Here is a 23,663-nt window from a genome sequence, read left to right on the forward strand (position 1 = left end):
TTTATTATTTCAAAAATAAGTATGGCGGGATGGAAAGTGAAAACTTAAACTTTTGCTCTGTCTACACGATACAGCAGCTCAAGAAATTTCTCTGGCGCAACGCGGGTGGAGACCCGAACAAGAAAAGCGGCAAGGTTATTCGCTATTGAAGCGGTCTTCAATTTGCGTTTTAAATTAAAGAGAGAGACTTCACTCTTAATGTAGTTAAAACCCCTGCGTTTCTTCAACATGCCAGAGCCTGCCCGCACATTCAACAAAATATCTGTTAAATTGTGTGTGGTAAAATTCTCTGCGATTATTCTTAACCACAAGTTGTAATCTTCCATAAATAAATGATGTTGATAGCCTCCAACTTGTTCTACTACAGATTTTTTAAACAGCACGCTCATGTGATTAAACGGATTTTTAAAACGTGAGAAATGTTTAATGTCGGCATGCAGTTCCGGTAAACGTTTAAGCCGGTGCTGACCTTCCTCATCAAACTCAATCACTGCGGCTCCCAACAGGGCGACATGGCTATTTTCTGCCATAAATGCCATTTGTCGCTGGAAACGATGCGGCAGGCATATGTCATCGGTATCCATTCGGGCAATATATTCACAGGAGCAATGTTTCATACCTTCAGCCAGCGCCAACCCCAATCCGATATTTTTTTCCAGTTGCACCCGACGAACAGGAAGTTTGTTTTCCCAGCGTGCAACCACGGATTCCAGTGATGAACCCACCGGGCCATCCATCACCAGAACAATTTCAGTAGGCTGAAGTGTTTGCTGCTCCAGACTACGGAAGCAGCTATCCAGATTTTCGGCACTTTCTTTATAGTACAAGGACATTAAGACGGAAAAATGTTGCTGTAACATAAGTCACCTTTTACTGTGTGTGAAAAATTTATATTTTTTGATAAAGCTCGCTATAGCTAAGGGCCATTTTTTTCGCTGAATAATTTTTCAGGTAATTATTTTTAGCGTTGTTCGCCAGACTGGCCTTCTCATCAGACAAGTAGTACTCGTTGAGGCAGCAGATCAGTCCATGTGTTGTTTTGTTAAATAAAAAACCACTTTTTTGTTCAAATGCGTTATGTACCTCCTGATGGGGTTCAATATCTGAACAGATGAATGTCTTACCAGAAGCCATCGACTCAATCAGTGCTAATGGCAGTCCCTCGGCATGGGATGCCGAAATAAAGCAATCAAAATCCTGATAAACCGCGTGGGGTTGATCGGTGCTGCCATGAAAAATGATTTTTTCATTATTGAATTTTTGACGTAAAAACGCTTCGTCGGTGCCTGCGCCGATAATATGCAGTCTGGCTTTTTTCCCCTGACACCAACCGCTAAAAGCCTCAAGAATTTGCTGAACATTCTTTCTTTTGTTAAGTACGCCTAAATAAAAATAATGAACCTCATTATCATGATGCTGGTTTTTCACCAGATGCGGCGACTCCACGCCATTGGGAATCGCGGTGACGTTATGCATCGCATGATAATTCACGCAATGTTTCATCACTGCATGAGAACAGGCTACTTTATGGAAATGGCGAATCATATAACGACCAACCAGACCTTCGAGCATGCCTTTCACGAATCCTTTGGTTTGCACGAAATCCACTTCAAAATAATTATGTATCGTGGTGACCTGGGGCACAGAAGCGAACGATAAATAATTAAATATGTCCGAAACGGTACAGTGGCTGTGGATCACCGAAAATCCACCGCTGCGGATAAATCGTAATATTTGTATTACCGCGCTCCGTTTGAATAGGGTAATTTTCGCCCGTGCCGCGAATTCCTCTTTTCTTTCACCGTCATTAAGCGCCAGAACTTCAATATCATAAAAATCCGGCAGGTTTTTTATAATATTAAGACAGACGTTGACCGGCCCCGCGTTCTTTAGACTCGGAACAATAAAAAGAATTTTATTTTTCATTTTGCTGTGTCTTTTAAATGAGTAACGAAGTTATCTGTGTTTTATCCAGTAGCCGTCATAATCAATATCATTGAGATAATTCTCAAAGTCCTGTTGGGTGTAATTCATCAGGAAAACCGGGCTTGTCCAGGCGTAAGACCATAGCCCGCCCATTGATAACGTCCTGCGTTGCGTATAAATATTAATGATCAACAGGCTGAGCAGTGCGAAGACCACAAGGTAATTTCTCAGAAGAAGGCGGAATTTTTGCGAATCAAGCCCGGTTGAAAATAAATAGGTATAGCAAATACGGATTGCTAATAAATACTGAGCAATGTTGAGATAACGCCCCATGGCGGTATAAGAGATCGACATGATGAAGCAACAAGGAATGTAGATATTCAAAAATCTATCAAAACCTTTCACCTCTCCCCGGCTCATCAGATAGAAAAAGAAAGAAGCCAATCCGAGTGTGCGGGTAATAAGGGCGACGAAAATGGTGTTGCTATCATTCGGCGTTGCGCTAAAAGTACCGTCAACATAACCATCCATGGCATAATCGCCAATGCCCATAAAAGATAAGTTGGGCAGAATTGAGCGTAAGGCCACAGAACTCAACACCCAGAAGAAAATGCTCAACGGTAAAACAAATTTCTTATCAACTTTGAAAAATAGACTGGCCACAAATACCAGGAACACAAATGACATAGAGAAATGCATCAGTAGCGCAAGCAGCACAAATACACCGCAGCGCAATTTACTTCTGCTGAAGTAGCAGGTGACGGCATAAATCATAAATACCAGTGCGGTACCATAGCGAATGCCCAGTACAAGGTTTAAAATGTTCAACGCCGAAAAAACGGTAAAATAAGTGAGGGCTAATCTGGTCGAGGAAATGTCTCTGTTTTCTTTTCCCGCGTTTTCTATCAGGGTCACATTACGGAACGATGCGAGAAGTAAATAACACATCAAGCCACCGTAAAATGCAGGAATAAAAAAGAATGGAATGTTCAGTAGCTGAAAAATCCAGCCATTAACATACAGCAGGATATCCGTATGGGTACTGGCAATATCAGAAAAATGTGTGCCCGGACCATAAGCATGGATCTCCAGGTAACGCCTGTAGAGATCGCCTAATGGCGGAATCTTGATCAACAGAAAGAAATAGAACATCGACATGACAAAAAAGGGTAGCCGGTTCATGCCTTTTTTATCCAGTGACAAAAAGGACAGAACCAATCCACCTAATGGAATGGTCATGCTCATCGCCAAGCTTAGGGGCATTAGCTTATTCATTCTCATCATAATAATACGACCCTTGATTATTGTTGCTGATTGCTGATGAGTTTTCTGACTTTATGTTTGGTAAGGATCAGCAGGTTATCAATGCTGGGATAGTGGAAGAATTCTTTAAAATTGATTTCATCCTTTCTATTCAGCTTGTCCTGAAAATAGAGCGATTTCAGGTGTTGACGACTCAAAGAAGGCTTATGTGTCGTAATGAATTTCTGATAACCCTGCCATGCTTTACTGCCGGTCGTAATACGAGGCCGATCATCATCAATATTGACGACATAGCTGGCATCATCAATTCTGTAGCATGAGCCATACTGCATAATCATCCGATACCAGAGATCATAATCTTGCCAGGCTGGAAAATTGATATCAAAGCCACCAATGTTCTTCATCATGCTGGTGCGGATAAATACCTGGTTACCCACCCAATTTTTAAACCCCATCATGTTTAGCGTGATATCACCGACATAACTCTTCCATTTTTTTTCGATATTGCGATTCTTGAAGATCATGTTGGCACAAAGAAAAGGCTTATTCAGTTTTTGGCTGGCAGTGACGAAGTTGGCTATCCTCGTATTAAGAAAATAGTCATCATCATCAAGGCCAGTAATAAATTCACCTTTGGCGATCGCAATACAGCGATTACGGGCATGACAAGCACCCATCGGCCTATCATTTTTAAGATAAATGATACGGCTATCCTGTTCTTTCATTTTTGCAATTACCACTTCGGTGTCATCTGATGAACCATCATCACAGATAATAATTTCCAGATTCCTATAGGTCTGGTTTTGAACAGATGCTATGGCGCGTTTAACCAGTGACGAACGATTGTGCGTTGGAATATAAACCGTCACTAAAGGTTGTGCGGCGTGCTTAGCACTCATTTTGTCTATCTCCTGGGCAAATATAATGGGCATCCTGGTTCGGATAAAATGTTAAAATTTAATTGGCTACATCAATACGCGTGAATAATCCTTTTTTATCCTTGTCTGGCGGACTCATAAGTATATTGGATATCACTGTAACGGTAGTATCCATACGACCGGAGCTTTGTCCCATTCAGAATACATCCATTAATCTTTATGCCGTTGCGTTCAAAACGACGTTGACTTATTTCAATTTCCTTCAGGGTATTGGTGTCGCAGCGCACCACCAACATCGCCGTTCCGGCATAGGCACCGATAATTTCCGCGTCAGTAACCGCCAATACCGGAGGCGTGTCCACTACCACTAAATCATAATTTCTCTCCGCCCAGCGCATCAGTTCGCCAAATCTTCTACTCATCAGCAGTTCGGTAAAGCCCTCATTGAGGGTGCCACGGCCAATAAAGTGCAGATTGTCACTGATGACTCGCGGCAGTGTGTATTCGATGGGTTTATTCGCTGCGAGGATGTTGGACAGTCCGAATTTTTCCACCACATTAAAAATATGATGCGCGGTGCCTCTTCTTAAATCGGCATCAATCAGCAGCACTTTTTTCCCTGTTTGCGCCATCACTGCGCTGAAATTGGTGCTGATAAAGGTTTTTCCTACACTGGCGCTGGCACCGGAGATCATCAAAATATTGTTACGTGCTTCCAGCATGGCGAAATGGATATTGGTTCTCAAACTACGCAACGCTTCGATGGCCAGGTCGCCAGGGTTTTCCCGTACAAGGAAGGCTTTGGCAATTTTGTAGGTGCTCTTCCTGTTACTTTTTTCCAGCCAGGATGAGAACGGAATGCTGGAGTAGACCGTTATTCCCCGTTCTTCTAATTCCTCTGATGATTCCACGGTTTTATCTAATGCGAATCGGATAAAAATGACGTTCGCGGAAACGAAAAGGCCGAGCAACAAGCCCTGAAAAATGATGAAGTATTTATTCGGTGAAACCGGCTCAGGATCATCAAGGGCATTATCCAGGATACGTACATTACCAACCGCACTGGATACCGAGATTCTCAGCTCCTGCTGCCTGCTCAACAAGTGCATATAAAGGACTTGTCCGGAATCAACGTCACGGGTCAGGCGCAATATTTCCTGCTGGACGGCAGGCATTGTCGATATTTTCTCTTTCAGCCCATCTCTGGCCTCCAGCAGCGTATTGCGTTTATCCAGCAATGTTTTGTAAACCGGATGGTCTTTGGTATAGAGCTGAGAGATGTCAGCTTCGCTGATGGTTAGTTCATTAAGCTGATTATCAATATTTACCGACTGTTCAAGTACCGATTGCGCTTCCAGTGGCAGATCAACGGTGCCATTTTTCTCCCTGGCAGCATTGAGTTTATCTTCATTGCGATCTAACGTGCTGCGCACTTCTGGCAGTTGGTGGTTCAAATACTCCAGGCTGCGACGGTCCTGCGCTACCTGTTCACTAATATTCTGGTTCAGATAATGGGTGGCGATATTATCCAGCACCCGCATGATTTGGTGTTGATTCTTTCCGGTCAGCGTCAGCCTGATCATGTTGCTATTGATATCAGCATCCTGCGCTGTCAGCTGCGACTGAAGTCTGTCGATAGCATTCAGTCTGGAGAGAAAGGTGGCGGTGAATTGCGCACCGGGCAGGGCGTTTATATTGCCAACTAAAATCTTCATCCCTGCGTATTCAAAAACCTTGCCGCTTTCCGCCACAAAAGAAGCATTGTTCCAGCTAATCTGATAATGGCGGTTATCGATGACGGTTAACGTAATCTGTTCGGCAGTGTCGTCAGTGGTGCCGGGCAGATACAGCTGCTTGACCTCAATATTCCCTGGGGTTTTTCCTGTCAACTTTGCCAGAGCCGCGCCAATCATCGGCATTTCTTTCGGCTCCACGACGACCTGCAAATTCAGGTCGTCAACCGTTGCACCGAGGATATTTCTCGATTGCAGCAACTTCACATCGATAGCCGAGATCGGTTTACCCTCAGGGAGCTTGGCGTTCTGGTTAGCCAGAATGGCGTTGGCGTGCTGTGGTTCCACCTGAATGAGTGTATTGGCCTGGTAAATGACGGGCGTAAATAATGTATAGCCCCACGCCAGCAGCATAAAGCTGACGGTAATAACCAATATCAGAAAGCGCGAATCGAGAAGTTCCGCGAAGAGTCGACTTGCCTCGACACCTTCATCTTCATCCATCAGCATGGTTACAACGGGTTTGGCGGCCATGATGTTTATCCTGTTATCTTGATTCAGAAGTTACAGGCATAGCCCGCGCCAAATGATTGGCGGAGAGAGACGACACTCAGATTGAATGTGTATGCGCTGCTGTAAAATAGTCATATAAAATAAATCCAAAAAATAAAATAATGAGCTATGGGTATTGGTTATTAATACAATGGTGCTAAAATTTTCCCGGAAAATTTTCTGTCGCAAACGTCATTATTGTTTTCTACGCGTTTCAATAGCGAAAACGACTCATCTTGACCGATAAAAAGCTTTCACGGAGTTTATCCAATGTGCGCCATTTACTGGCCAGTCCTTGTGACTGCACAAGGGCATAATTCAGTGAATTAACCACCTGTATCGCGACATTGATTTTTTCCGTTTTCAACATGTCGAGCCGACTAAAGAATCCGGTATCACAACCGTTTATGGTAAATTGGTTGTCAAATACCCCCATGTTGCGAGCAGAAAATTTCTCAATTAATGAGCGATAGATTACCAGCCCCAACCCCAGTGACTTAACGCTGCTCTCCGTATTAATGTTGAAGCCATCGGCAGCTTTACACACTGATTCATTAATGATTGGGTAATAAACCCGACCATCGAGTCGTCCTCGAATGCTGGGTATTTGTAAATCCACACCGTGCTGATGGTAGCGATCCAGACGCTTTATATATTCTTTATTCAAAATGCTGTCGTCATCGCAAAAGATAAAGCGGTCATATCGCGCGTTGTTGCTGATGACATTGTTACAGACCTCGCCCAGTGGTCGATCACCAATCGACTCTTTAATATCAATATTATTGACACAAAAACCCAGGCTGTGAATGAAGTCTTTATCAAATTGCAACGGATTAGGCCCACGGTTGATGATCAGGAGGTCAGTGTCCGCATACGATTTATTCATCATGCCATTGAGAACGCGTGAGTCTTTATAATTTTTACCGCTTAAAATCACAACAAAGATTGTTTTACGCATAGGAAAACCTTTAACCATTGAGTTTAGCGTTTAAAAACACCTCTGTTATTCAGAGGCTGTTTTCATTGACTCATTTCTGCCATCCATTTTTTTCATCTGCATAGACATAATTATATTGGCTGTATCCATAGACATAATAATTACTTGCCTTGTTGAGCACGCTATTAAAAATGCATCCTTTGATTTCTACGCCTACGTGTTCGAAACGTTTGATACTGACTTGCATTTCTTTAATCGTGTTGACTTCAAATCGCGCCACTAACATGGATGTACCGGCATAACGTCCAATGATTGCGGCATCAGTCACTGCCAGAATGGGTGCGGTATCTACCACGACCAGATCATAATTATTCGATGCCCAGGTCAGTAATGTCTCAAGTCTCTTATGTGAGAGTAATTCTGCTGGATTCGGCGGAACACTGCCGCGAGAAATAAAGTCGAAGCCTGCACCCGCAATTTTCTTGTCTACGTCGGCCGCGCTCACCTGACCAGAGATAATGTCGGATAGTCCTTTATCCCCGCGATAATTAAACAGCTTATGGGCATAACCTTTGCGCATATCGGCATCAATAAATAATACCCGCATGCCGGACTGTGCGACGACTGCGGCTAAGTTGCTGGCAATAAAGGTCTTACCTGCATTTGGCGTTGCGCTGGAGATCATTAACACGTTGTTTCTGGCTTGCAGCATGGCAAAGTAAAGGCTGGTGCGCAGACTGCGTATGGCTTCAATGGCTAAATCAGCCGGGTTTTCGAGTGCAAGGAACTTGCTTTCTGCAACCGATTTTTTGCCACCGAAGCGTTTGGTGTTCGTGCTGACATTTTGTTTATTTAGCCATTCGGACACCGGTACGCTGGCATAAACACTCACACCCATGTTTTCCAGTTGCTCAGCCGATTCTATTGTCCTGCGCAATAGCATTTTTCCGGCAACCAGGATGAGCGATAACATAAGCCCCGCCACCAGACCTGTTGCCACCATCTGTGGTCTGTTCGGCAGAATAGGCGACGGTTGTGTCACCGCCGTATCAATAATGTGCACATTGCCGATGATGCTTGATTTGGCTATGCCCAGCTCTTGCTGACGGTTAAGCAGCTGCATATAGATCGCACGCCCGGCGTCGACATCAAGGCTCAGGCGTTCCACTTCCTGTTGCGTTGCAGGCAGCGCGGCAATACGCTTATTCAGGTTATCGCGCGCCTGTAATAAGGTCTGACGCTTTTCCAGCAAGGTTTTATAAGTCGGGTGATCTTGGGTATATAACTGCGCAATTTCAGCTTCACGGAAAGTCAATTCATTCAGCTGCGTATCAATATTCACCACCTGATCAAGTACCGCCTTGGTTTCCAGTGACAAATCCACCGAGTCTTTCTGACGACGATACAGATTCATTTTATCTTCTGCGGCATCAAGGTCGCGGCGTACCTGCGGCAGTTGCTGATGCAGAAAATCAAGGCTATTGGTATCTTCAGCCCTTTGCCGGGCAACGTTCTGCTCTAAATAGTTCTCGCTGATAACATTCAGAATCGTTGCGGCACTGGCCTTGTCTTCATTGCTCAACGTCAGCAACAGCAGCCCGGTTTTCTTGCCCTGATCCTCGACATCGAAGCTATCCAGCAGACTGGCAATGGCCGCCTGACGCGAGATATATTTCACGATAAATTGCGTACCCGGTTGGGCATGCATGCTGTCGACATTCAATAACATGCCATCACGGGTGATGGGGCTACCCACTTTGCCATAGAACTGAACATTATCGTGATCGACGAGAAAGCGATCCTGATCCACAACCGTCAACGTAATGCGCGGGGATTTATCATCTGTGCGGGGCAGATACAATTGATTAATGCTGAGTTTCCCCGGCACTTCTCCCGTCAACCTTGCCCAACCCTGGCCGAACAGCGGAAAATATTTCTGACTGATAACGGCCTGTAAGTTTAAATCACTCACGGTCTTGCCGAGGATCATGCGCGATTGCAGCAAAGCGATCTCAGGTGCGGCAACCGGCTGCGTATCTGGCAGTATTTGGCTGATGTCATTAAGCAGTGCATTCCCTTGTTTCTGCTCAATCTGAATCATCGCATTCGCCTGATAAACCGGCGTGATGAACAACGCATAAATAATAGCAAGCAGAGTGACGACGCTGGTCACCCCAATAATTAATTTACGATGATCGAGTAATCCACCGTAAATGCGCCCCAAATCGATTTCTTCTGATTTCGCGGTGACAATTTTATGTTTAATCGTAGTTGTCATGCCATGGTTCCTGTGAAATCTACCAGTGAGCCTTACGGCCCAACATTTACCGGCCTGATCAATAAATTGATAGACAGCGCAAAAGGCTTCGCCAGAGCAGCGCATCATTACTGCCAGTTAGGTATTGGTATTTTCAATTTCGTCTTGTCTGCCAGTAGGTCATCCCTGCTGGAAAACCATGCCGTTTCTGCCATGGTTAAATAAAATATTTTGTTCGTTCTATTGTTTGTTCTCTACTTATTATTGGTCCTGATTGACTAAAATAATCAGCAGTCGCGGCTGGAGAGCGTGTGTAATCACCAATCGACAACTTAACGTAAAATGTCACATGTCTTTATTGTTTTTTGATAAATGCAAACCCAAACCGGGTATTAAGGGAAATTTTCTTACAAGAAAACATCTTTGTCATGCTTAGTAATATCTTCCTATTGGGCGCAAAGGAATATAGCTAATTTCCTAAAATTCTGACGAGTAAGAGTGGATGGCAGGGGCCTCTAAGAATTTGGCTATTCATTTACGATTGGCATATTATTTCTGCTAAAGAATAAAAATATTACCGGGTGAGATAGTTAAATTAATAAGTTGGCGTTTTTATTGAAGTGAATTTTTTTTCGGGGTAACGGGATTCGGATTTTAGCCATTTGCTCGCGAGATAATAAAGGCATATTTCCCTTCTACTATTTCACAGCAGGCGCTGGTTTCTGGTGGGGGGAGTTCAGTAATTATCTGATAGAAATTGTGATGCAGAGGTGTTAGGCCATGATTAAACAGGGACTTAAACCCTGGAGGACAAAGCGCCGTTAACCTTACCATCCATAATCAGGGAGCATCTGCGGATTTAACCTGAATGATTAACCGGGTGACTGATTGTGTTCATTTGCCTGATGGCCATCGGCCAGACCAGAATGGACCGAAAAAATCGTGCCCTTCAGCGTAAATGGCAACACATTAAAGAGGAACGGCGCTGTCGCAGCGTGATTTTTTGCGCATCTTTCTTGTTTGCGCCGCGGCCGATACTCTCGTGTTACCTGCCAGGCCAGGCGAATTGCACGGGTAAAACATTGATTTTGTTTACTCTAAATAAATTTTTATCGATATCTCACGATCAATAAAGCCGCCAACCCCGCCCATACCTTATCGTGTCGGATCTCAAAATTATAAAGGCGCGCTAAAGTCAGGTCCTTTGCCTGCCGAAAAGATAAAAAAGCGTTATCAATTTTTCTCCCTCTGCGGGCCTTGCAAGGACTGACTCATGCGTAATAACCAGCCCATCACACAGCGCGAATACGTCTTTGACGATCATGCCACATTGATGTCCACCACCGACCTCAACAGCTATATCACCTACGCGAATGACGCTTTCATTGAAGTCAGCGGATTCAGCCCGGAAGAGGTCAATGGGCAGCCACATAATATGGTGCGCCACCCGGATATGCCGCAGGAAGCTTTTGCGGATATGTGGGCAACCTTAAAACAGGGGGAACCCTGGACGGCGCTGGTGAAAAACCGCCGCAAAAATGGCGATCATTACTGGGTGCGTGCCAATGCCATTCCGGTGGTACGTGAGGGGCAGGTGCAGGGTTATATGTCGGTACGCACCAAACCGACACCCGAGGAGATCCGTCAGACCGAAGCACTGTATCGCGAATTTCGCGAAGGACGAGCCAAGGGGCGGCGCTTCCACAAAGGTTTGATTGTTAGCCGTCTCAGTGCGGTGCGAAAAACGCTGCCGCTGCGCTGGCGTATTCGTTCCACGCTGGCGGCGCTGCTGCCATTGTCGATACTGAGCGTCTGGCTGCTGGGGATGGCACCGCTGGGCATCGGCTGCTTCAGTGCGGGTATGGCGGTGTTGCTGCTGCTGACCAGTTTATGGCTGGAACAGCAGATTTCACGCCCGATTGAACGCATGTGCCGTCAGGCATTAAGTGTGGCAACCGGGGCCAGTCATAAAGTTGAACAGATGGACCGGGTGGATGAGATCGGTGTCACGCTACGCGCCATCGGCCAGCTTGGGTTGATGTTTCGCTGGCTGGTTGATGATGTCAGCGGCCAGGCGATTAACGTGCTGAGCGCCAGCGACGCCATTGCCCGCAGCAATGATGAACTGAGCCGCCGTACTGAACAGGCTGCGGCTAACGTGCAGCAAACTGCGGCGACCATGAACGAAATGACCGCGACGGTAAAAAGTAACACCGAGACGGCCAGCGAAGTGAATCACCTTTCCGTCAACACCAGCCAGTCGGCGGTGAAAGGCGGCCAGGTGGTGCAGGAGATGGTGGGGATGATGGCTGAAATCGCCGACAGCTCGAAGCGTATCGCCAATATCACCAGTGTGATTGATAGCATTGCCTTCCAGACCAATATTCTCGCGCTGAATGCCGCCGTTGAAGCAGCACGCGCGGGTGAGCAGGGGAAAGGATTTGCCGTGGTCGCTGGTGAGGTACGTAACCTGGCGCAGCGTAGCGCCACCGCCGCCAGCGAAATTAAAAACCTGGTGGAAACCAGTGCCAGCCGGGTGCAGTCGGGTAGCGAGCACGCTGATGCTGCCGGTCGCACTATGCAGGAAATAGTCGAACAAGTGCAGAATGTCACCACGCTTATCGCGCAAATCAGTGCCGCCACCGCTGAGCAATCCACTGCGCTGAGTGAAGTGAGCGGGGCGGTAGAAGATCTTGACGATATTACCCATCAGAATGCGGCGCGGGTGCAGGAGGGGGCGGAAGCCTCGGGACGCATGGCGCGTCAGGCCAACCGTCTGGTGGAAGCGATCAGCGTATTTCGTTAGACATCGGACAGCATTTCCCGTCGGGCGCGCAATGCGCCTGGCGGTTGCCCGACAATACGTTTAAACGCCCGACTGAAGGCTGCCAGCGAGCCGTAACCGAGATGAAAAGCGACGCTCTCCATCGCCTCGCCCTCGTTGACGATGCGCTGCACCGCCAGCCGCATGCGCAGTTCGGTGAGGTAACGCAGCGGCGTCATGCCGGTGGCCGACTGAAAGCGCGCGGCAAACACCGATCGCGAACTACCGGATTCACGCGCCAGCCGTTCGACAGTCCAGTTTTCCCCCGGCGCACGATGCATCGCGGCCATCGCCAGGCTGAGACGCGGATCGCGCAGCGCCTGCACCAAGCCACTGCCTTTGCCACAGCCATTCTCGACCCAGCCACGGACAATTTGTGCCGCCACCACATCCGCCAGCCGTGACAGAATCCCGGCAAAGCCCGCCTGGCGCTGGCGCGTTTCCCGTTCCATGGCATCAAGAATGGGCTGGATTTCCGGGTATTGCGCCAGCAGTGTGCTGACCAGCATCACGTCGGGCATGGTGTGGACCAGCGGCTGCATACCGCCCAACTCAAACGCCATGCAGGCGCTAAACAGCACCACATCAGTGTTATCGACGCAGTCGCCTTCAGTGCCGTCGATGGCGCACACGCTGGCGCAGATCGGTTTGCTATTAAACGTGCTGATGGGTTCGCAATGCACCTCTTCGCTGGAGATCAACGCATGCGCTCGGCCATGGGGGATCAACAATGCATCACCCGCCTGGAGGGGATAGATCGTCCCGGAGGCGGAACGGATCAACAGCGATCCGCGCCCGACAAAATGCAGCTGCGCCCGACCCGGCGCGTCGTCATAACGCAGGCCAAACGGGGCATTCAGGGCGATACGCTGGTATTTGACGCCATACAGGCGCATGCCCATCAGCAGTTCGCTGGTCAGATCTTCATAGCGGCTCATACGATTCCAGACGAATTATCAAAAAACAAAGTTTTTGTATCATAGATCGTCTTGCTGTTGCTCACTATGCTCACACTTTAATTTTTTGTGATGGGGATCGCAGATGAGCCTGAATAGTGATGTCGTCGAACAGAGTTTGCCCGTGGAGAAACCCGCATGGGGTGCGGTGTTTGCCATGGCTTTCGGCGTATTCGGCCTGATTACCGCTGAGTTCTTGCCGGTAAGCCTGCTGACGCCAATTGCCGATTCATTGCAGGTCAGTGAAGGGCAGGCCGGACAAACGGTGACGGTCACTGCACTGGTGGCGTTACTGACCAGCCTGGTGATTGGCAATATTACCCGTCGCCTCGATCGTCGGATGGTGATGCTGGCGTTTACCTTGCTGCTGATTGCTTCAGCGTTGCTGGTGGCATTTGCCGAGGACCTGACCATGATCCTGCTGGCGCGTGTGCTGCTGGGGATGGCCATCGGTGGCTTCTGGACGTTATCGACTGCTATCACCATGCGACTGGTACCGAGCGAACAGGTGCCGCGCGCGTTGTCGATTGTATTTAGTGGGATTTCGCTGGCAACCATTATTGCGGCCCCGTTGGGCAGCTATCTGGGTGGGTTGATTGGCTGGCGCAATATCTTCCTGCTGACCGGGGCGTTAGGGGTGCTGGCGTTGTTCTGGCAGTTCTTTACCCTGCCAGCCATGCCGCCGGAGAACAAAGCGCGCAACGGTGGTGTACTCGATCTGTTGCGGCGTAGTGTGATGCGTTGGGGCATGCTGGCGGTGATCATGATGTTTACCGGCCACTTCGCCTTCTTTACCTATCTGCGTCCGTTTCTCGAAAGCGCAGCGCAGCTTAACGTTAACCAACTGTCGCTGGTGCTGCTGGCGTTTGGCGTGGCGAACTTTTTTGGCACCTCGCTGGCGGGTTATCTGGTGACGCGCAGCGTATCCTTGACGCTGAGTGGTATGGCGCTGGTGATGAGTGTCACCGCGCTGATGCTGGTGAGCTTTGGTGGCGTCTCCTGGCTGGTGGGGGCAGGTGTGGCGCTGTGGGGGCTGGCGTTCGGTTCGATGCCGACCGGCTGGTCCACCTGGATTTCGCGTGCCGTACCGGATGATGCGGAGTCAGGTGGTGGTCTGCTGGTCGCTACCATCCAACTGGCGATTACCGTCGGTGCCGCTGCCGGTGGCTGGATGTTTGATTTGCAGGGCGCGGGTGGCGTGTTCCTCTCCAGCGGGGTGTTGATGCTGCTGGCGGCGATTACCATTTTTACCCGCGTGCGCCATCACGGCTGATGTCGCGGTGAGTAACAGGGTCGGCATCCATGCCGACCCTTTAACGCAGGATAACTATCACAGCGATAAATCCTGCCTTTTAACTAAAAAGCAGATTATTAACACTCTGCGTGAAAGCTAACCATATTGTGCCTTTTACATTCAATTTATTTGAATGATACCTGCAAATCTCTCCGCTGTTTGTTGATCAATTTTCGGCCTACTATGTATCTCAACAAGGCGATGACGCCTTACCAAATCAAACATTGACCGAGGAATTGACCATGAAATCTATCAAAACTTTTGCTGCTGTTGTTGCCCTTTCAGTTCTGCCGTTTGCCAGCTTTGCTCAGAGCGTGACAGCGACCGCTTCTACGCTGGACGGTGCTGAAGCGAAAATCGCTGCTCAGGCGCATGAAGCTGGTGCTTCATATAAAGTGACTGAAGCTAACTTCAACAACGGCGTGCACATGACCGCTGAACTGACCAAATAAGTCGGTTAACAATCTGTGCTGACAGGGCGCCTCCGGGCGCCCTGTCCGCGTTTAAGCAGATAAAGTCCTGTCACTTTTCTTCGCAAATGATTACTATTCGCAAAAACTAATATCCTTCGTCGGCCTGCCTCGGGCTGCTTTTAACTATCTGGTTGCAATGTCGGGCTTTCATTCACTGCCGTGAGGCGGTGGTTTTGCTATGGAGAAGTCATGAAAGCGAATAAAACTGTGCAGTGGGTGCTGCGTCCACTGTTTCTGGCAACGGCTCTGTTCTCTGGCTCTGCTGCTCTGGCAGCTGATGCTCAGGAGCTGAATCAGCCGATTTCTAAAGGTGCCTATGAACTGGCGTTCAGCAACAGCGATAACGCGCTGTTCCTCGCCACGTCACAAAATGCCACCAATGAAAAAGGCGGCACTGTCTATCGTCTCGACCCGCAGAATCTGGCGGTGAAGCAGACCATCGATACCGATCTGAAAGCCTTCGGTGCCACCATCAATACCAAAACCAATACCCTGTATATCGGTAACACCGTGAATGCGGCGGTGACAGCGATTGATGCCAGCAATGGCAAGGTGCTGAATACGCTGGTGCTGGACGCGCGTAAACGCAGTGAAGATGTACGCCCGCTGCAACCGCGTGAGTTGGTGGCCGATGCCGCAACCGACCGCGTGTATATCACCGGGCTGGGTCCGCAAAGCGTGGTGTGGGTGGTGGATGGCAAAACCTTGCAGCTGATCAGCACGGTGCCGAACACCGGTAAAATGGGTACCGGTCTGGCCCTGGATTCCGCGGCGCAAAAACTCTATGTCACCAACGGTGACGGTGAACTGGTCACCATCAATACTCGTCTGAATGCGATTGAAAAACGCCAGAAAGTTGATGCAGAGAAGGATCACTTCTTCCTGAATATCGCGCTGGATACCAAAGGCCATCGCGCCTTCCTCAGCGACGCCAAACAGCCGCAGGTGCTGGTGCTGGATACCCGCACTCAGCAGGTCATCCACAAGATCGATGTACCGGAATCGCTGGCGGTGCTGTTTAACGCCGACCGTAACGAACTGTATGTGACGCATCGTAAAGCTGGCGAAATCAGCATCATCGACGCCAGCAACTACAAAGTGAAACGCACCGTGAAAGCACCAGGCCTGCCGAACAGCCTGGCGCTCTCTGCGGATGGCAAAACGCTGTTTGTCAGCATCAAGCAGCCGGGTTCCCGTAAAGAGCCACCGAAAAATCCGGATAGCGTGCTGCGTATCGCATTGTAATCAGAACCCGTAGCGGCGCGATTTATCGCGCCGCTACGGATGTTATTCAGACTCCGCCGCTTCGCGCATCATCTCTTCGTGCGGGATATCCTGCAAAATCTGCTCAAAACTGCGCAGACGTTTGTAGATCGACATCAGCTCCACCAGCGTTGACCACGAGGTGATCAGATACTGGAAAGACGAGCGTACCTGGTCAAACACGTTAGTGATCTGGTTGAGCAGGCCAAGCGTGATGGTGCCTGCGACGATCGACGGAAACAGCAAAAACAGCCCGAACACATTATCTACCTGTAAGTAGAGAATGCGGGTGATGTTGAAGTACAGGTAGTGGAAGTAGAGGCGGAAATAGTTAAAGCGCACGCGGCCAAACAGCTCGGTCACGGTAGGTGGTGAGGCACGTGTGCCGTCATCTTCACCGTAAACCAGCTCTTTACGATAGGCGGCTTCTACCCGCTGATTACGGAACTCCAGCCCCGGCAGCTTAATCCCTACCAGCGCCAGCAGACCCGTGCCGAAAACCGACCACAACACGGCGGCGATCACCAACGCATACGGAATATTGCCCAGCAGCGGAATATCTTTCACATGATGTGACAGGGTGATCAGCACCGGCAGGAAGGCAATCAGCGTCATGATCGCCTGAATAAAACTCACCCCCCAATCTTCCAGCGTACTGGCGAAGCGCATGGTATCTTCCTGCACACGCTGTGCGGCACCTTCTACATGACGCAAACGCTGCCAGTTGTGCATGTAGTAGTTGTTCATCGCGGTACGCCAGCGGAACACCCAGTGGCTGATAAAGAATGAATTCATCACGCCAATCACCACGGCGATCAGCGCAATGCCCAAAAAGGCGATAACTTGCTGGTAAAATTCACCGATCTGCACCGATCCTGCTTTGGTTAACGCTTTCTGTATCAGATCGTAGAACGGGCCGTACCAGGCATTCACCGCTACGCCGACCTGCACACCAAACCAGGTGACAAAGATAATCAGCGCCGAACCCAGCACTGACCAGCGCTGCCACGGATGGTTATCGATAATGCGCCAGGCAAGGGCAAACAGCCCCGCCGCCAGCCAGTACCAGGCATAAAACCACAGTTGGCTGGCAGCGATAAAGCGCAGCGCGTTATCGGGCAACGGTTTACTCATGGCTGCGGCGATACCAGGCCACATTGAGGGTAAATCGCTGGCAAAGCCAAACCAGGCAAAAATCGCCAGTAAACTCCAGATGGCAGCCGAGCTGAAAAACAGCGCTGGCCGGGGAAAATAGGACTTAAACATAGACACTCCGCTGTGATCAGATCCCTTTATACCGTTTTGGGGACTTAACTGTCTGTAGGCTGTTGTATCAGACAATGACAATGTCGCGCTGGCGGTGTAAAGCAGCTGCGCAAAATGTTAATTAATTTGTGCGAATTTGTTTCCTTCCGCTAAATCTTTGTCAGCATCGGTGTTACACTGCGCTGCAATGTTACCGGTAACGGTGGCGCTGTATCCTTAAGCCCGCACATAAAAATCATTACAACGCAATTAGTTAACCTTTCATGCCACATTATATGCGGCACTGAGGCAATGTCATGTCAGAACACAAAAATGGTCACACGCGCAGGGATTTTCTGCTGAGAACCATCACCCTGGCGCCAGCAATGGCAGTCGGCTCGACAGCGATGGGCGCATTGGTTGCGCCGATGGCTGCCGGTGCAGCAGAGCAACCTGGTGCGCCGCAAAAAGCGCGCGATTATCAGCCCACCTGGTTCACCGCAGAAGAGTTTGCGTTGATTACCGCCGCAGTGGCGCGGCTGATCCCCAACGATGAACGTGGTCCTGGTGCCCTGGAAGCGGGGGTACCGGAGTTTATCGATCGTCAGATGAACACCCCGTATGCCACCGGCAGCAACTGGTACATGCAGGGACCGTTCAATCCCGATCTGCCGAAAGAGCTGGGCTATCAGCTATCTTTGGTGCCGCAGCAGATCTACCGTCTCGGTCTGGCGGAAGCGGATAACTGGAGCAAACAGCAGCACGGCAAGGTGTTTGCTGAGCTGAGTGGCGAGCAGCAGGATGCGCTGCTGGGCGATTTCGAAAGCGGTAAAGCGGCGTTTACGCAGCTGCCGGCTAAAACCTTCTTCTCCTTCCTGTTGCAGAACACCCGTGAGGGTTACTTCAGCGATCCGATCCACGGTGGTAATCAGGGCATGGTGGGCTGGAAGCTGATCGGCTTCCCCGGTGCACGTGCTGACTATATGGATTGGGTGGAGCGCGGTGAACGCTATCCGTTCCCGTCGGTAGATATTCGCGGGGAGAGGGCGTAACCGTGGCAAATGAACTGAAGAAAGTGGATGCGGTGGTGGTTGGTTTCGGCTGGGCCGGGGCGATCATGGCGAAAGAGCTGACCGAAGCCGGGCTGAACGTGGTAGCGCTGGAGCGTGGTCCACATCGCGATACCTACCCGGATGGTGCGTATCCGCAATCCATTGATGAACTGACGTATAACATCCGTAAAAAGCTGTTCCAGGATCTGTCGAAAAGCACCGTTACCATCCGTCACGATGCCTCGCAAACGGCGGTGCCGTATCGCCAGCTGGCGGCGTTCCTGCCGGGCACTGGCACCGGCGGCGCGGGTCTGCACTGGTCCGGCGTGCATTTCCGTGTCGACCCGGTCGAGCTGAACCTGCGTAGCCATTACGAAGCGCGTTACGGCAAAAAATTTATCCCGGAAGGTATGACGATTCAGGACTTCGGTGTCAGCTATAACGAGCTGGAACCGTTCTTCGATCAGGCCGAGAAAGTGTTTGGCACCTCTGGCAGCGCCTGGACCATCAAAGGCAAGCTGGTGGGCAAAGAGAAGGGCGGCAACCCTTACGCGCCCGATCGTTCCAGTGATTTCCCGTTACCGGCCCAGAAGCGCACTTACTCCGCGCAGCTGTTTGCTCAGGCGGCTGAAGCGGTAGGCTATCACCCTTATGATATGCCGTCGGCCAACACCTCTGGTCCGTATACCAACACCTACGGTGCGCAGATGGGGCCGTGTAACTTCTGCGGTTATTGCAGTGGCTATGCTTGTTACATGTATTCCAAAGCTTCGCCGAATGTGAACATTCTGCCTGCGCTGCGTCAGGAGCCGAAGTTTGAACTGCGCAACAATTCATACGTGCTGCGCGTCAATCTGACCGATGACAAAAAGCGCGCCACCGGCGTGACCTACCTTGATGGTCAGGGACGTGAAGTGGTGCAGCCAGCGGATTTGGTGATCCTGTCGGCGTTCCAGTTCCACAACGTGCATCTGATGCTGCTGTCCGGGATCGGCCAGCCGTACAACCCGATCACCAACGAAGGCACGGTAGGGCGTAACTTTGCCTATCAGAACATCTCGACCCTGAAAGCGCTGTTCGATAAAAACACCACCACCAACCCGTTTATCGGTGCCGGTGGCGCTGGGGTGGCGGTGGATGATTTCAACGCCGACAACTTCGACCACGGTCCGTATGGTTTCGTTGGCGGTTCGCCGTTCTGGGTTAACCAGGCGGGCACCAAACCGATTTCCGGCCTGCCGACGCCACAAGGCACGCCCAACTGGGGCAGCAAATGGAAAGCGGCGGTGGCAGATACCTACAACCATCACATCTCGATGGATGCCCACGGGGCGCACCAGTCGTATCGCGCCAACTATCTCGATCTCGATCCTAACTACAAAGATGCTTACGGCCAGCCGCTGCTGCGTATGACCTTTGACTGGCAGGACAACGACATCAAGATGGCGCAGTTTATGATCGGCAAGATGCGCAAAATCACCGAAGCGATGAATCCGAAGATGATCATCGGCGGCGCGAAAGGGCCAGGTAGCCACTTTGATACCACCGTGTATCAGACCACGCATATGAGCGGCGGCGCGATCATGGGTGAAGATCCGAAAACCAGCGCAGTGAACCGTTATTTGCAGAGCTGGGATGTGCCGAACGTCTTTGTACCGGGCGCGTCTGCGTTCCCGCAGGGACTGGGCTACAACCCAACCGGCATGGTGGCGGCATTGACCTATTGGTCAGCCAAAGCCATCCGTGAACAGTATCTGAAAAACCCCGGTCCACTGGTGCAGGCATAAGGAATTCATTGATGTTCAAAAACATTTTTGCCCTGGTGCTGGGCACGCTGTCGTTCGCCGCGCTGGCGGACGATCAGGCAAATGATGCCCTGGTAAAACGGGGTGAATATCTGGCGCGCGCCGGGGACTGCGTGGCCTGCCACAGCGTGAAAGGCGGTCAGCCTTTTGCCGGTGGCCTGCCGATGGCAACCCCGATTGGCACCATTTATTCCACCAATATCACCCCGGATAAAACTACCGGGATTGGCGACTACAGCTACGACGATTTCCAGAAGGCGGTACGTCATGGTGTCGCGAAAAACGGTGACACGCTGTATCCGGCGATGCCGTATCCCTCTTACGCGGTGGTGAGCGATGAGGATATGCAGGCGCTGTACGCGTACTTTATGCACGGCGTTGCGCCGGTGGCGCAGGCCAATAAAGACAGCGACATTCCGTGGCCGCTGTCGATGCGTTGGCCGCTGGCCATCTGGCGTGGCATGTTTGCGCCGGATGTGAAGGCGTTCCAGCCTGCTGCGCAGGAAGATCCGCAGCTGGCGCGTGGTCGCTATCTGGTGGAAGGGCTGGGCCACTGTGGTGCCTGCCATACGCCGCGTAGTATCACCATGCAGGAGAAGGCGCTGAGTAACGATGAGGCGCATGATTATCTGTCTGGCAGCAGTGCCCCGATTGATGGCTGGACGGCCAGCAACCTGCGTGGCGATAACCGTGATGGTTTAGGCCGCTGGAGCGAGGATGATCTGCGTCAGTTCCTGCGCTATGGCCGCAACGATCATACCGCCGCTTTTGGTGGCATGACCGATGTGGTGGAGCACAGCCTGCAATACCTGAGCGATGAGGATATTGCAGCGATTGCCCGTTACCTGAAGTCGCTGGGGGCGAAAGATGCCAACCAGACGGTGTTTAAGCAGGATGACAACGTTGCACAGGCGTTGTGGAAAGGAGATGACAGCCAGCCGGGCGCGTCGGTGTACGTCGACAGTTGTGCGGCCTGCCATAAAACCGACGGTAGCGGTTATCAACGCTTCTTCCCGGCGCTGCGTGGCAACCCGGTGGTGCTGGCGGACGATCCGACTTCGTTGATCCATATCGTGCTGACCGGCGGTACGCTGCCTGGCGTGCAGGGTGCACCAACGGCGATCACCATGCCGGCGTTTGGCTGGCGTCTCAACGACCAGCAGGTGGCGGATGTGGTGAACTTTATTCGCGGTAGCTGGGGGAATGGTGCCAAAGCCACGGTGACGGCGAAGGATGTGGCGTCATTACGTAAGGATGAGGCTGTGCAGGCCCATCAGGGTAATGCGGATATTAAGGTGCTGGAGCAGCAGTAGCATTTCGTTCGCACTGAGCGGGTTTCGTTCGCCACGAGCAGTGGCAGTTTCAGCTCGCCGGTGCGGCGACCGAGCAAAGGGTGCCTGGCCGCACCCTTTGCAATCCCGGGCCTCGCGCCAGCCTCCCTCGCCGCTACGCGGTGTTTTTTGCGCGATAAATCGCGCCGCTACAACTGCCGACGGACCGGCGGCGATTCGCTCCTGCTCAACGCCGCCTTTCGCCGCATCCATGCGGCGAGAGAGCGGAATGAGCCATGGATGGCGAATCCGCGCGGTCCGTATGGCCTGAGTGATAAGCGAGGGGACAGCGCTATGCGCTGCGCGAGGACGCCGCAAGGCGCGGATTGCAAAGGTCCGCGCCCTCGGACCTTTGCCCGTCCGCCTGCACGGCGGTGCTGAAACTCCCTAATGCCTGGCGGGCGGAACCTTCTCATAGCCAGCGGGCGGAACTTTCTCAGAGCTAAACCGCTGCCAGCGATTAAATATTCTCCAAATCAATCCCACGCGTCTTCGGACCGTAAATCCCCACCGACAGCATCACCATCAACATACTCAGCACGATAAAGGCAATCACCCCTTCGCTACCGGCGTATTGCAAAATCAGGCCAATCAGAATGCTACTGAACGCCGTTGACAGACGGCTGAAGGAGTAGCAAAAACCCACCGCACGCGCACGAATGTGCGTCGGGAAAATCTCGGTCTGATAGGCGTGGTAGCTGAAGGTCAACCAGGCGTTGCTGTAAGTGATCAGAAAGCCACAAATAATCATCAGCACCGGGTTGGTCATAAAGGCAAACAGCGTGCCGAACACCACCGTCATCAGCGACGACAGAACGATTTGCCACTTGTTCTCGATCTTATCGGCGTAGCGGCTGCAAATCAGCGACCCGAGCGGATAAGCCAGGGTGATGAAAAACGCATACAGCAGGCTGTGCGTCACCGTGGCCCCTTTACCAGACAGCAGCGCTGGCAGCCAGTTGCCAAAACCAAAGAAACCAATCGCCTGGAAGAAATTCATCACCACCAGCATCAGGGTACGCTGGCGATATGCCGGTGCCCAAATCTCACTGAAACGACCTTTCTTCGGCAGCTGTGCTGCGGCATCGCTGGCGGAAAAATCTTCGCCCGGCGCAATGCCGCAGCGTTGTTCCATCGCGCTCAGCACGCGATGCGCTTCCTGATGCCGTCCCTGCTGCGCCAGCCAGCGCGCCGATTCCGGCAAGTTTTTACGAATAAACCAGATCACCAGCGAGCAGAGCGCGCCAGCAATCACCACCCAGCGCCAGCCTTCCAGGCCGAGAATGGTTTGCGGCACCAGCCACCACGACATCAACGCCACGGCTGGAACCGAAAGAAACTGGATAAAAAACGAAAAGGCAAAGGCGCGGCTTCGCAGATGGCTGGGCACCCATTCGGAGAGGTAGGTATCAATAGTCACCAGTTCAATGCCGAGGCCAATCCCCACCAGAAAGCGGCACAGAATAATCATCTCGGCGCTCTGCTGGAATGCCATCAGCAGCGAAAACGCGCCGTACCACGCCAATGCACACATAAAGGTCAGGCGGCGGCCAAAGCGGTCAGCGTAGGGCGCGAGCAGGCTGGCACCGACAAACAGGCCAAGGAAGGTGGCCGAGGCAAAGGCGGCCTGATCGGCAATACCGAATACGCCAGCACTGCCGGTGTGGAACACGCCCGCCGCCAGTAGTCCGGAGCTGATGTAGCCGGTTTCAAACAGATCGTAGAGTTCAAAGAACCCCCCGAGCGCCAGCAGCGTAATAAAGCGCCACAGGCCAGCGGAAGAGGGGAGCGCATCAATGCGTCCGGCTAAGGTGCGGCGATCCGCAGCGATTAAATCGCCAGCCATCCCTGTCGTGCAGGCTGTTGTCATTTTT

Annotated in this window: 17 protein-coding genes; 7 read left to right on the top strand and 10 right to left on the bottom strand. The window is 51.0% G+C overall.

Annotation, left to right across the window (positions count from 1 at the left end; translation table 11 throughout):
• Nucleotides 1-44 precede the first annotated feature (44 nt).
• From PAT9B_RS01735 to PAT9B_RS01765, 7 genes are all read right to left on the bottom strand, one after another.
• Complete coding sequence (locus tag PAT9B_RS01735; protein ID WP_013507529.1) at nucleotides 45-860, bottom strand: glycosyltransferase; 816 nt, start codon at nucleotides 858-860, stop codon at nucleotides 45-47.
• Nucleotides 861-888: 28 nt separating this feature from the next.
• A complete protein-coding gene (locus PAT9B_RS01740; RefSeq protein ID WP_013507530.1) occupies nucleotides 889-1,926 on the bottom strand; it encodes a glycosyltransferase family 4 protein in 1,038 nt (345 codons plus the stop codon).
• A 30-nt stretch (nucleotides 1,927-1,956) separates the two neighbouring features.
• Entirely contained in the window at nucleotides 1,957-3,210 is a 1,254-nt protein-coding gene (locus PAT9B_RS01745; protein ID WP_013507531.1) for an EpsG family protein, read from the bottom strand.
• Nucleotides 3,211-3,227: 17 nt separating this feature from the next.
• Nucleotides 3,228-4,088, bottom strand: coding sequence for a glycosyltransferase (locus PAT9B_RS01750; RefSeq protein ID WP_013507532.1), 861 nt, complete (start codon nucleotides 4,086-4,088; stop codon nucleotides 3,228-3,230).
• A 95-nt stretch (nucleotides 4,089-4,183) separates the two neighbouring features.
• A complete protein-coding gene (locus PAT9B_RS01755) occupies nucleotides 4,184-6,334 on the bottom strand; it encodes a polysaccharide biosynthesis tyrosine autokinase (protein ID WP_013507533.1) in 2,151 nt (716 codons plus the stop codon).
• Between the two features lie 232 nt (nucleotides 6,335-6,566).
• On the bottom strand, nucleotides 6,567-7,310 hold the full coding sequence (locus PAT9B_RS01760; protein WP_013507534.1) for a hypothetical protein: 744 nt from the start codon (nucleotides 7,308-7,310) through the stop codon (nucleotides 6,567-6,569).
• A gap of 70 nt (nucleotides 7,311-7,380) precedes the next feature.
• Nucleotides 7,381-9,567, bottom strand: a complete 2,187-nt coding sequence (locus PAT9B_RS01765) for a polysaccharide biosynthesis tyrosine autokinase (RefSeq protein ID WP_013507535.1) — start codon at nucleotides 9,565-9,567, stop codon at nucleotides 7,381-7,383.
• Between the two features lie 1,252 nt (nucleotides 9,568-10,819).
• On the opposite strand from PAT9B_RS01765, the gene PAT9B_RS01770 reads away from it, so the two are divergent.
• Nucleotides 10,820-12,352 carry a methyl-accepting chemotaxis protein gene (locus PAT9B_RS01770; protein ID WP_013507536.1) on the top strand — a complete coding sequence of 511 codons (1,533 nt, stop codon included), beginning with the start codon at nucleotides 10,820-10,822 and terminating at the stop codon, nucleotides 12,350-12,352.
• On the opposite strand, the gene PAT9B_RS01775 is transcribed toward PAT9B_RS01770, so the two are convergent.
• A complete protein-coding gene (locus tag PAT9B_RS01775) occupies nucleotides 12,349-13,308 on the bottom strand; it encodes an AraC family transcriptional regulator (RefSeq protein WP_013507537.1) in 960 nt (319 codons plus the stop codon). The genes PAT9B_RS01770 and PAT9B_RS01775 overlap by 4 nt on opposite strands.
• 103 nt (nucleotides 13,309-13,411) lie before the next feature.
• On the opposite strand from PAT9B_RS01775, the gene PAT9B_RS01780 reads away from it, so the two are divergent.
• From PAT9B_RS01780 to PAT9B_RS01790, 3 genes are all read left to right on the top strand, one after another.
• On the top strand, nucleotides 13,412-14,599 hold the full coding sequence (locus tag PAT9B_RS01780; RefSeq protein WP_013507538.1) for an MFS transporter: 1,188 nt from the start codon (nucleotides 13,412-13,414) through the stop codon (nucleotides 14,597-14,599).
• Between the two features lie 263 nt (nucleotides 14,600-14,862).
• Entirely contained in the window at nucleotides 14,863-15,072 is a 210-nt protein-coding gene (locus PAT9B_RS01785; protein ID WP_013507539.1) for a DUF1471 domain-containing protein, read from the top strand.
• A 210-nt stretch (nucleotides 15,073-15,282) separates the two neighbouring features.
• Nucleotides 15,283-16,338 carry a YncE family protein gene (locus PAT9B_RS01790; protein WP_013507540.1) on the top strand — a complete coding sequence of 352 codons (1,056 nt, stop codon included), beginning with the start codon at nucleotides 15,283-15,285 and terminating at the stop codon, nucleotides 16,336-16,338.
• Nucleotides 16,339-16,380: 42 nt separating this feature from the next.
• On the opposite strand, the gene sbmA is transcribed toward PAT9B_RS01790, so the two are convergent.
• Nucleotides 16,381-17,622 (bottom strand): peptide antibiotic transporter SbmA, encoded by a 1,242-nt coding sequence (sbmA, locus tag PAT9B_RS01795; RefSeq protein WP_013507541.1) that lies wholly within the window; start codon nucleotides 17,620-17,622, stop codon nucleotides 16,381-16,383.
• A gap of 296 nt (nucleotides 17,623-17,918) precedes the next feature.
• On the opposite strand from sbmA, the gene PAT9B_RS01800 reads away from it, so the two are divergent.
• The 3 genes from PAT9B_RS01800 to PAT9B_RS01810 are packed head-to-tail and all read left to right on the top strand — an operon-like array spanning nucleotide 17,919 to nucleotide 21,771.
• Complete coding sequence (locus PAT9B_RS01800; RefSeq protein ID WP_013507542.1) at nucleotides 17,919-18,653, top strand: gluconate 2-dehydrogenase subunit 3 family protein; 735 nt, start codon at nucleotides 17,919-17,921, stop codon at nucleotides 18,651-18,653.
• 2 nt (nucleotides 18,654-18,655) lie between these two features.
• The gene (locus PAT9B_RS01805) at nucleotides 18,656-20,440 is read left to right on the top strand and encodes a GMC family oxidoreductase (RefSeq protein ID WP_013507543.1); all 1,785 of its coding nucleotides are present in this window, start codon (nucleotides 18,656-18,658) and stop codon (nucleotides 20,438-20,440) included.
• A gap of 11 nt (nucleotides 20,441-20,451) precedes the next feature.
• The gene (locus tag PAT9B_RS01810) at nucleotides 20,452-21,771 is read left to right on the top strand and encodes a cytochrome c (protein ID WP_013507544.1); all 1,320 of its coding nucleotides are present in this window, start codon (nucleotides 20,452-20,454) and stop codon (nucleotides 21,769-21,771) included.
• A gap of 478 nt (nucleotides 21,772-22,249) precedes the next feature.
• Here the strand turns inward: PAT9B_RS01810 and PAT9B_RS01815 are convergent, their stop codons facing one another.
• A complete protein-coding gene (locus PAT9B_RS01815; RefSeq protein WP_013507545.1) occupies nucleotides 22,250-23,659 on the bottom strand; it encodes an MFS transporter in 1,410 nt (469 codons plus the stop codon).
• Nucleotides 23,660-23,663: the final 4 nt, after the last annotated feature.

It is taken from the genome of Pantoea sp. At-9b (genome assembly GCF_000175935.2).
In the GTDB taxonomy this organism is placed as follows: Bacteria; Pseudomonadota; Gammaproteobacteria; order Enterobacterales; family Enterobacteriaceae; genus Pantoea.

Bases quoted from the DNA above. Each gene is read 5' to 3' on its own strand.
- PAT9B_RS01735 (WP_013507529.1), bottom strand. From the start codon at position 860: ATGTTACAGCAACATTTTTCCGTCTTAATGTCCTTGTACTATAAAGAA.
- PAT9B_RS01740 (WP_013507530.1), bottom strand. From the start codon at position 1,926: ATGAAAAATAAAATTCTTTTTATTGTTCCGAGTCTAAAGAACGCGGGG.
- PAT9B_RS01745 (WP_013507531.1), bottom strand. From the start codon at position 3,210: ATGATGAGAATGAATAAGCTAATGCCCCTAAGCTTGGCGATGAGCATG.
- PAT9B_RS01750 (WP_013507532.1), bottom strand. From the start codon at position 4,088: ATGAGTGCTAAGCACGCCGCACAACCTTTAGTGACGGTTTATATTCCA.
- PAT9B_RS01755 (WP_013507533.1), bottom strand. From the start codon at position 6,334: ATGGCCGCCAAACCCGTTGTAACCATGCTGATGGATGAAGATGAAGGT.
- PAT9B_RS01760 (WP_013507534.1), bottom strand. From the start codon at position 7,310: ATGCGTAAAACAATCTTTGTTGTGATTTTAAGCGGTAAAAATTATAAA.
- PAT9B_RS01765 (WP_013507535.1), bottom strand. From the start codon at position 9,567: ATGACAACTACGATTAAACATAAAATTGTCACCGCGAAATCAGAAGAA.
- PAT9B_RS01770 (WP_013507536.1), top strand. From the start codon at position 10,820: ATGCGTAATAACCAGCCCATCACACAGCGCGAATACGTCTTTGACGAT.
- PAT9B_RS01775 (WP_013507537.1), bottom strand. From the start codon at position 13,308: ATGAGCCGCTATGAAGATCTGACCAGCGAACTGCTGATGGGCATGCGC.
- PAT9B_RS01780 (WP_013507538.1), top strand. From the start codon at position 13,412: ATGAGCCTGAATAGTGATGTCGTCGAACAGAGTTTGCCCGTGGAGAAA.
- PAT9B_RS01785 (WP_013507539.1), top strand. From the start codon at position 14,863: ATGAAATCTATCAAAACTTTTGCTGCTGTTGTTGCCCTTTCAGTTCTG.
- PAT9B_RS01790 (WP_013507540.1), top strand. From the start codon at position 15,283: ATGAAAGCGAATAAAACTGTGCAGTGGGTGCTGCGTCCACTGTTTCTG.
- sbmA (WP_013507541.1), bottom strand. From the start codon at position 17,622: ATGTTTAAGTCCTATTTTCCCCGGCCAGCGCTGTTTTTCAGCTCGGCT.
- PAT9B_RS01800 (WP_013507542.1), top strand. From the start codon at position 17,919: ATGTCAGAACACAAAAATGGTCACACGCGCAGGGATTTTCTGCTGAGA.
- PAT9B_RS01810 (WP_013507544.1), top strand. From the start codon at position 20,452: ATGTTCAAAAACATTTTTGCCCTGGTGCTGGGCACGCTGTCGTTCGCC.
- PAT9B_RS01815 (WP_013507545.1), bottom strand. From the start codon at position 23,659: ATGACAACAGCCTGCACGACAGGGATGGCTGGCGATTTAATCGCTGCG.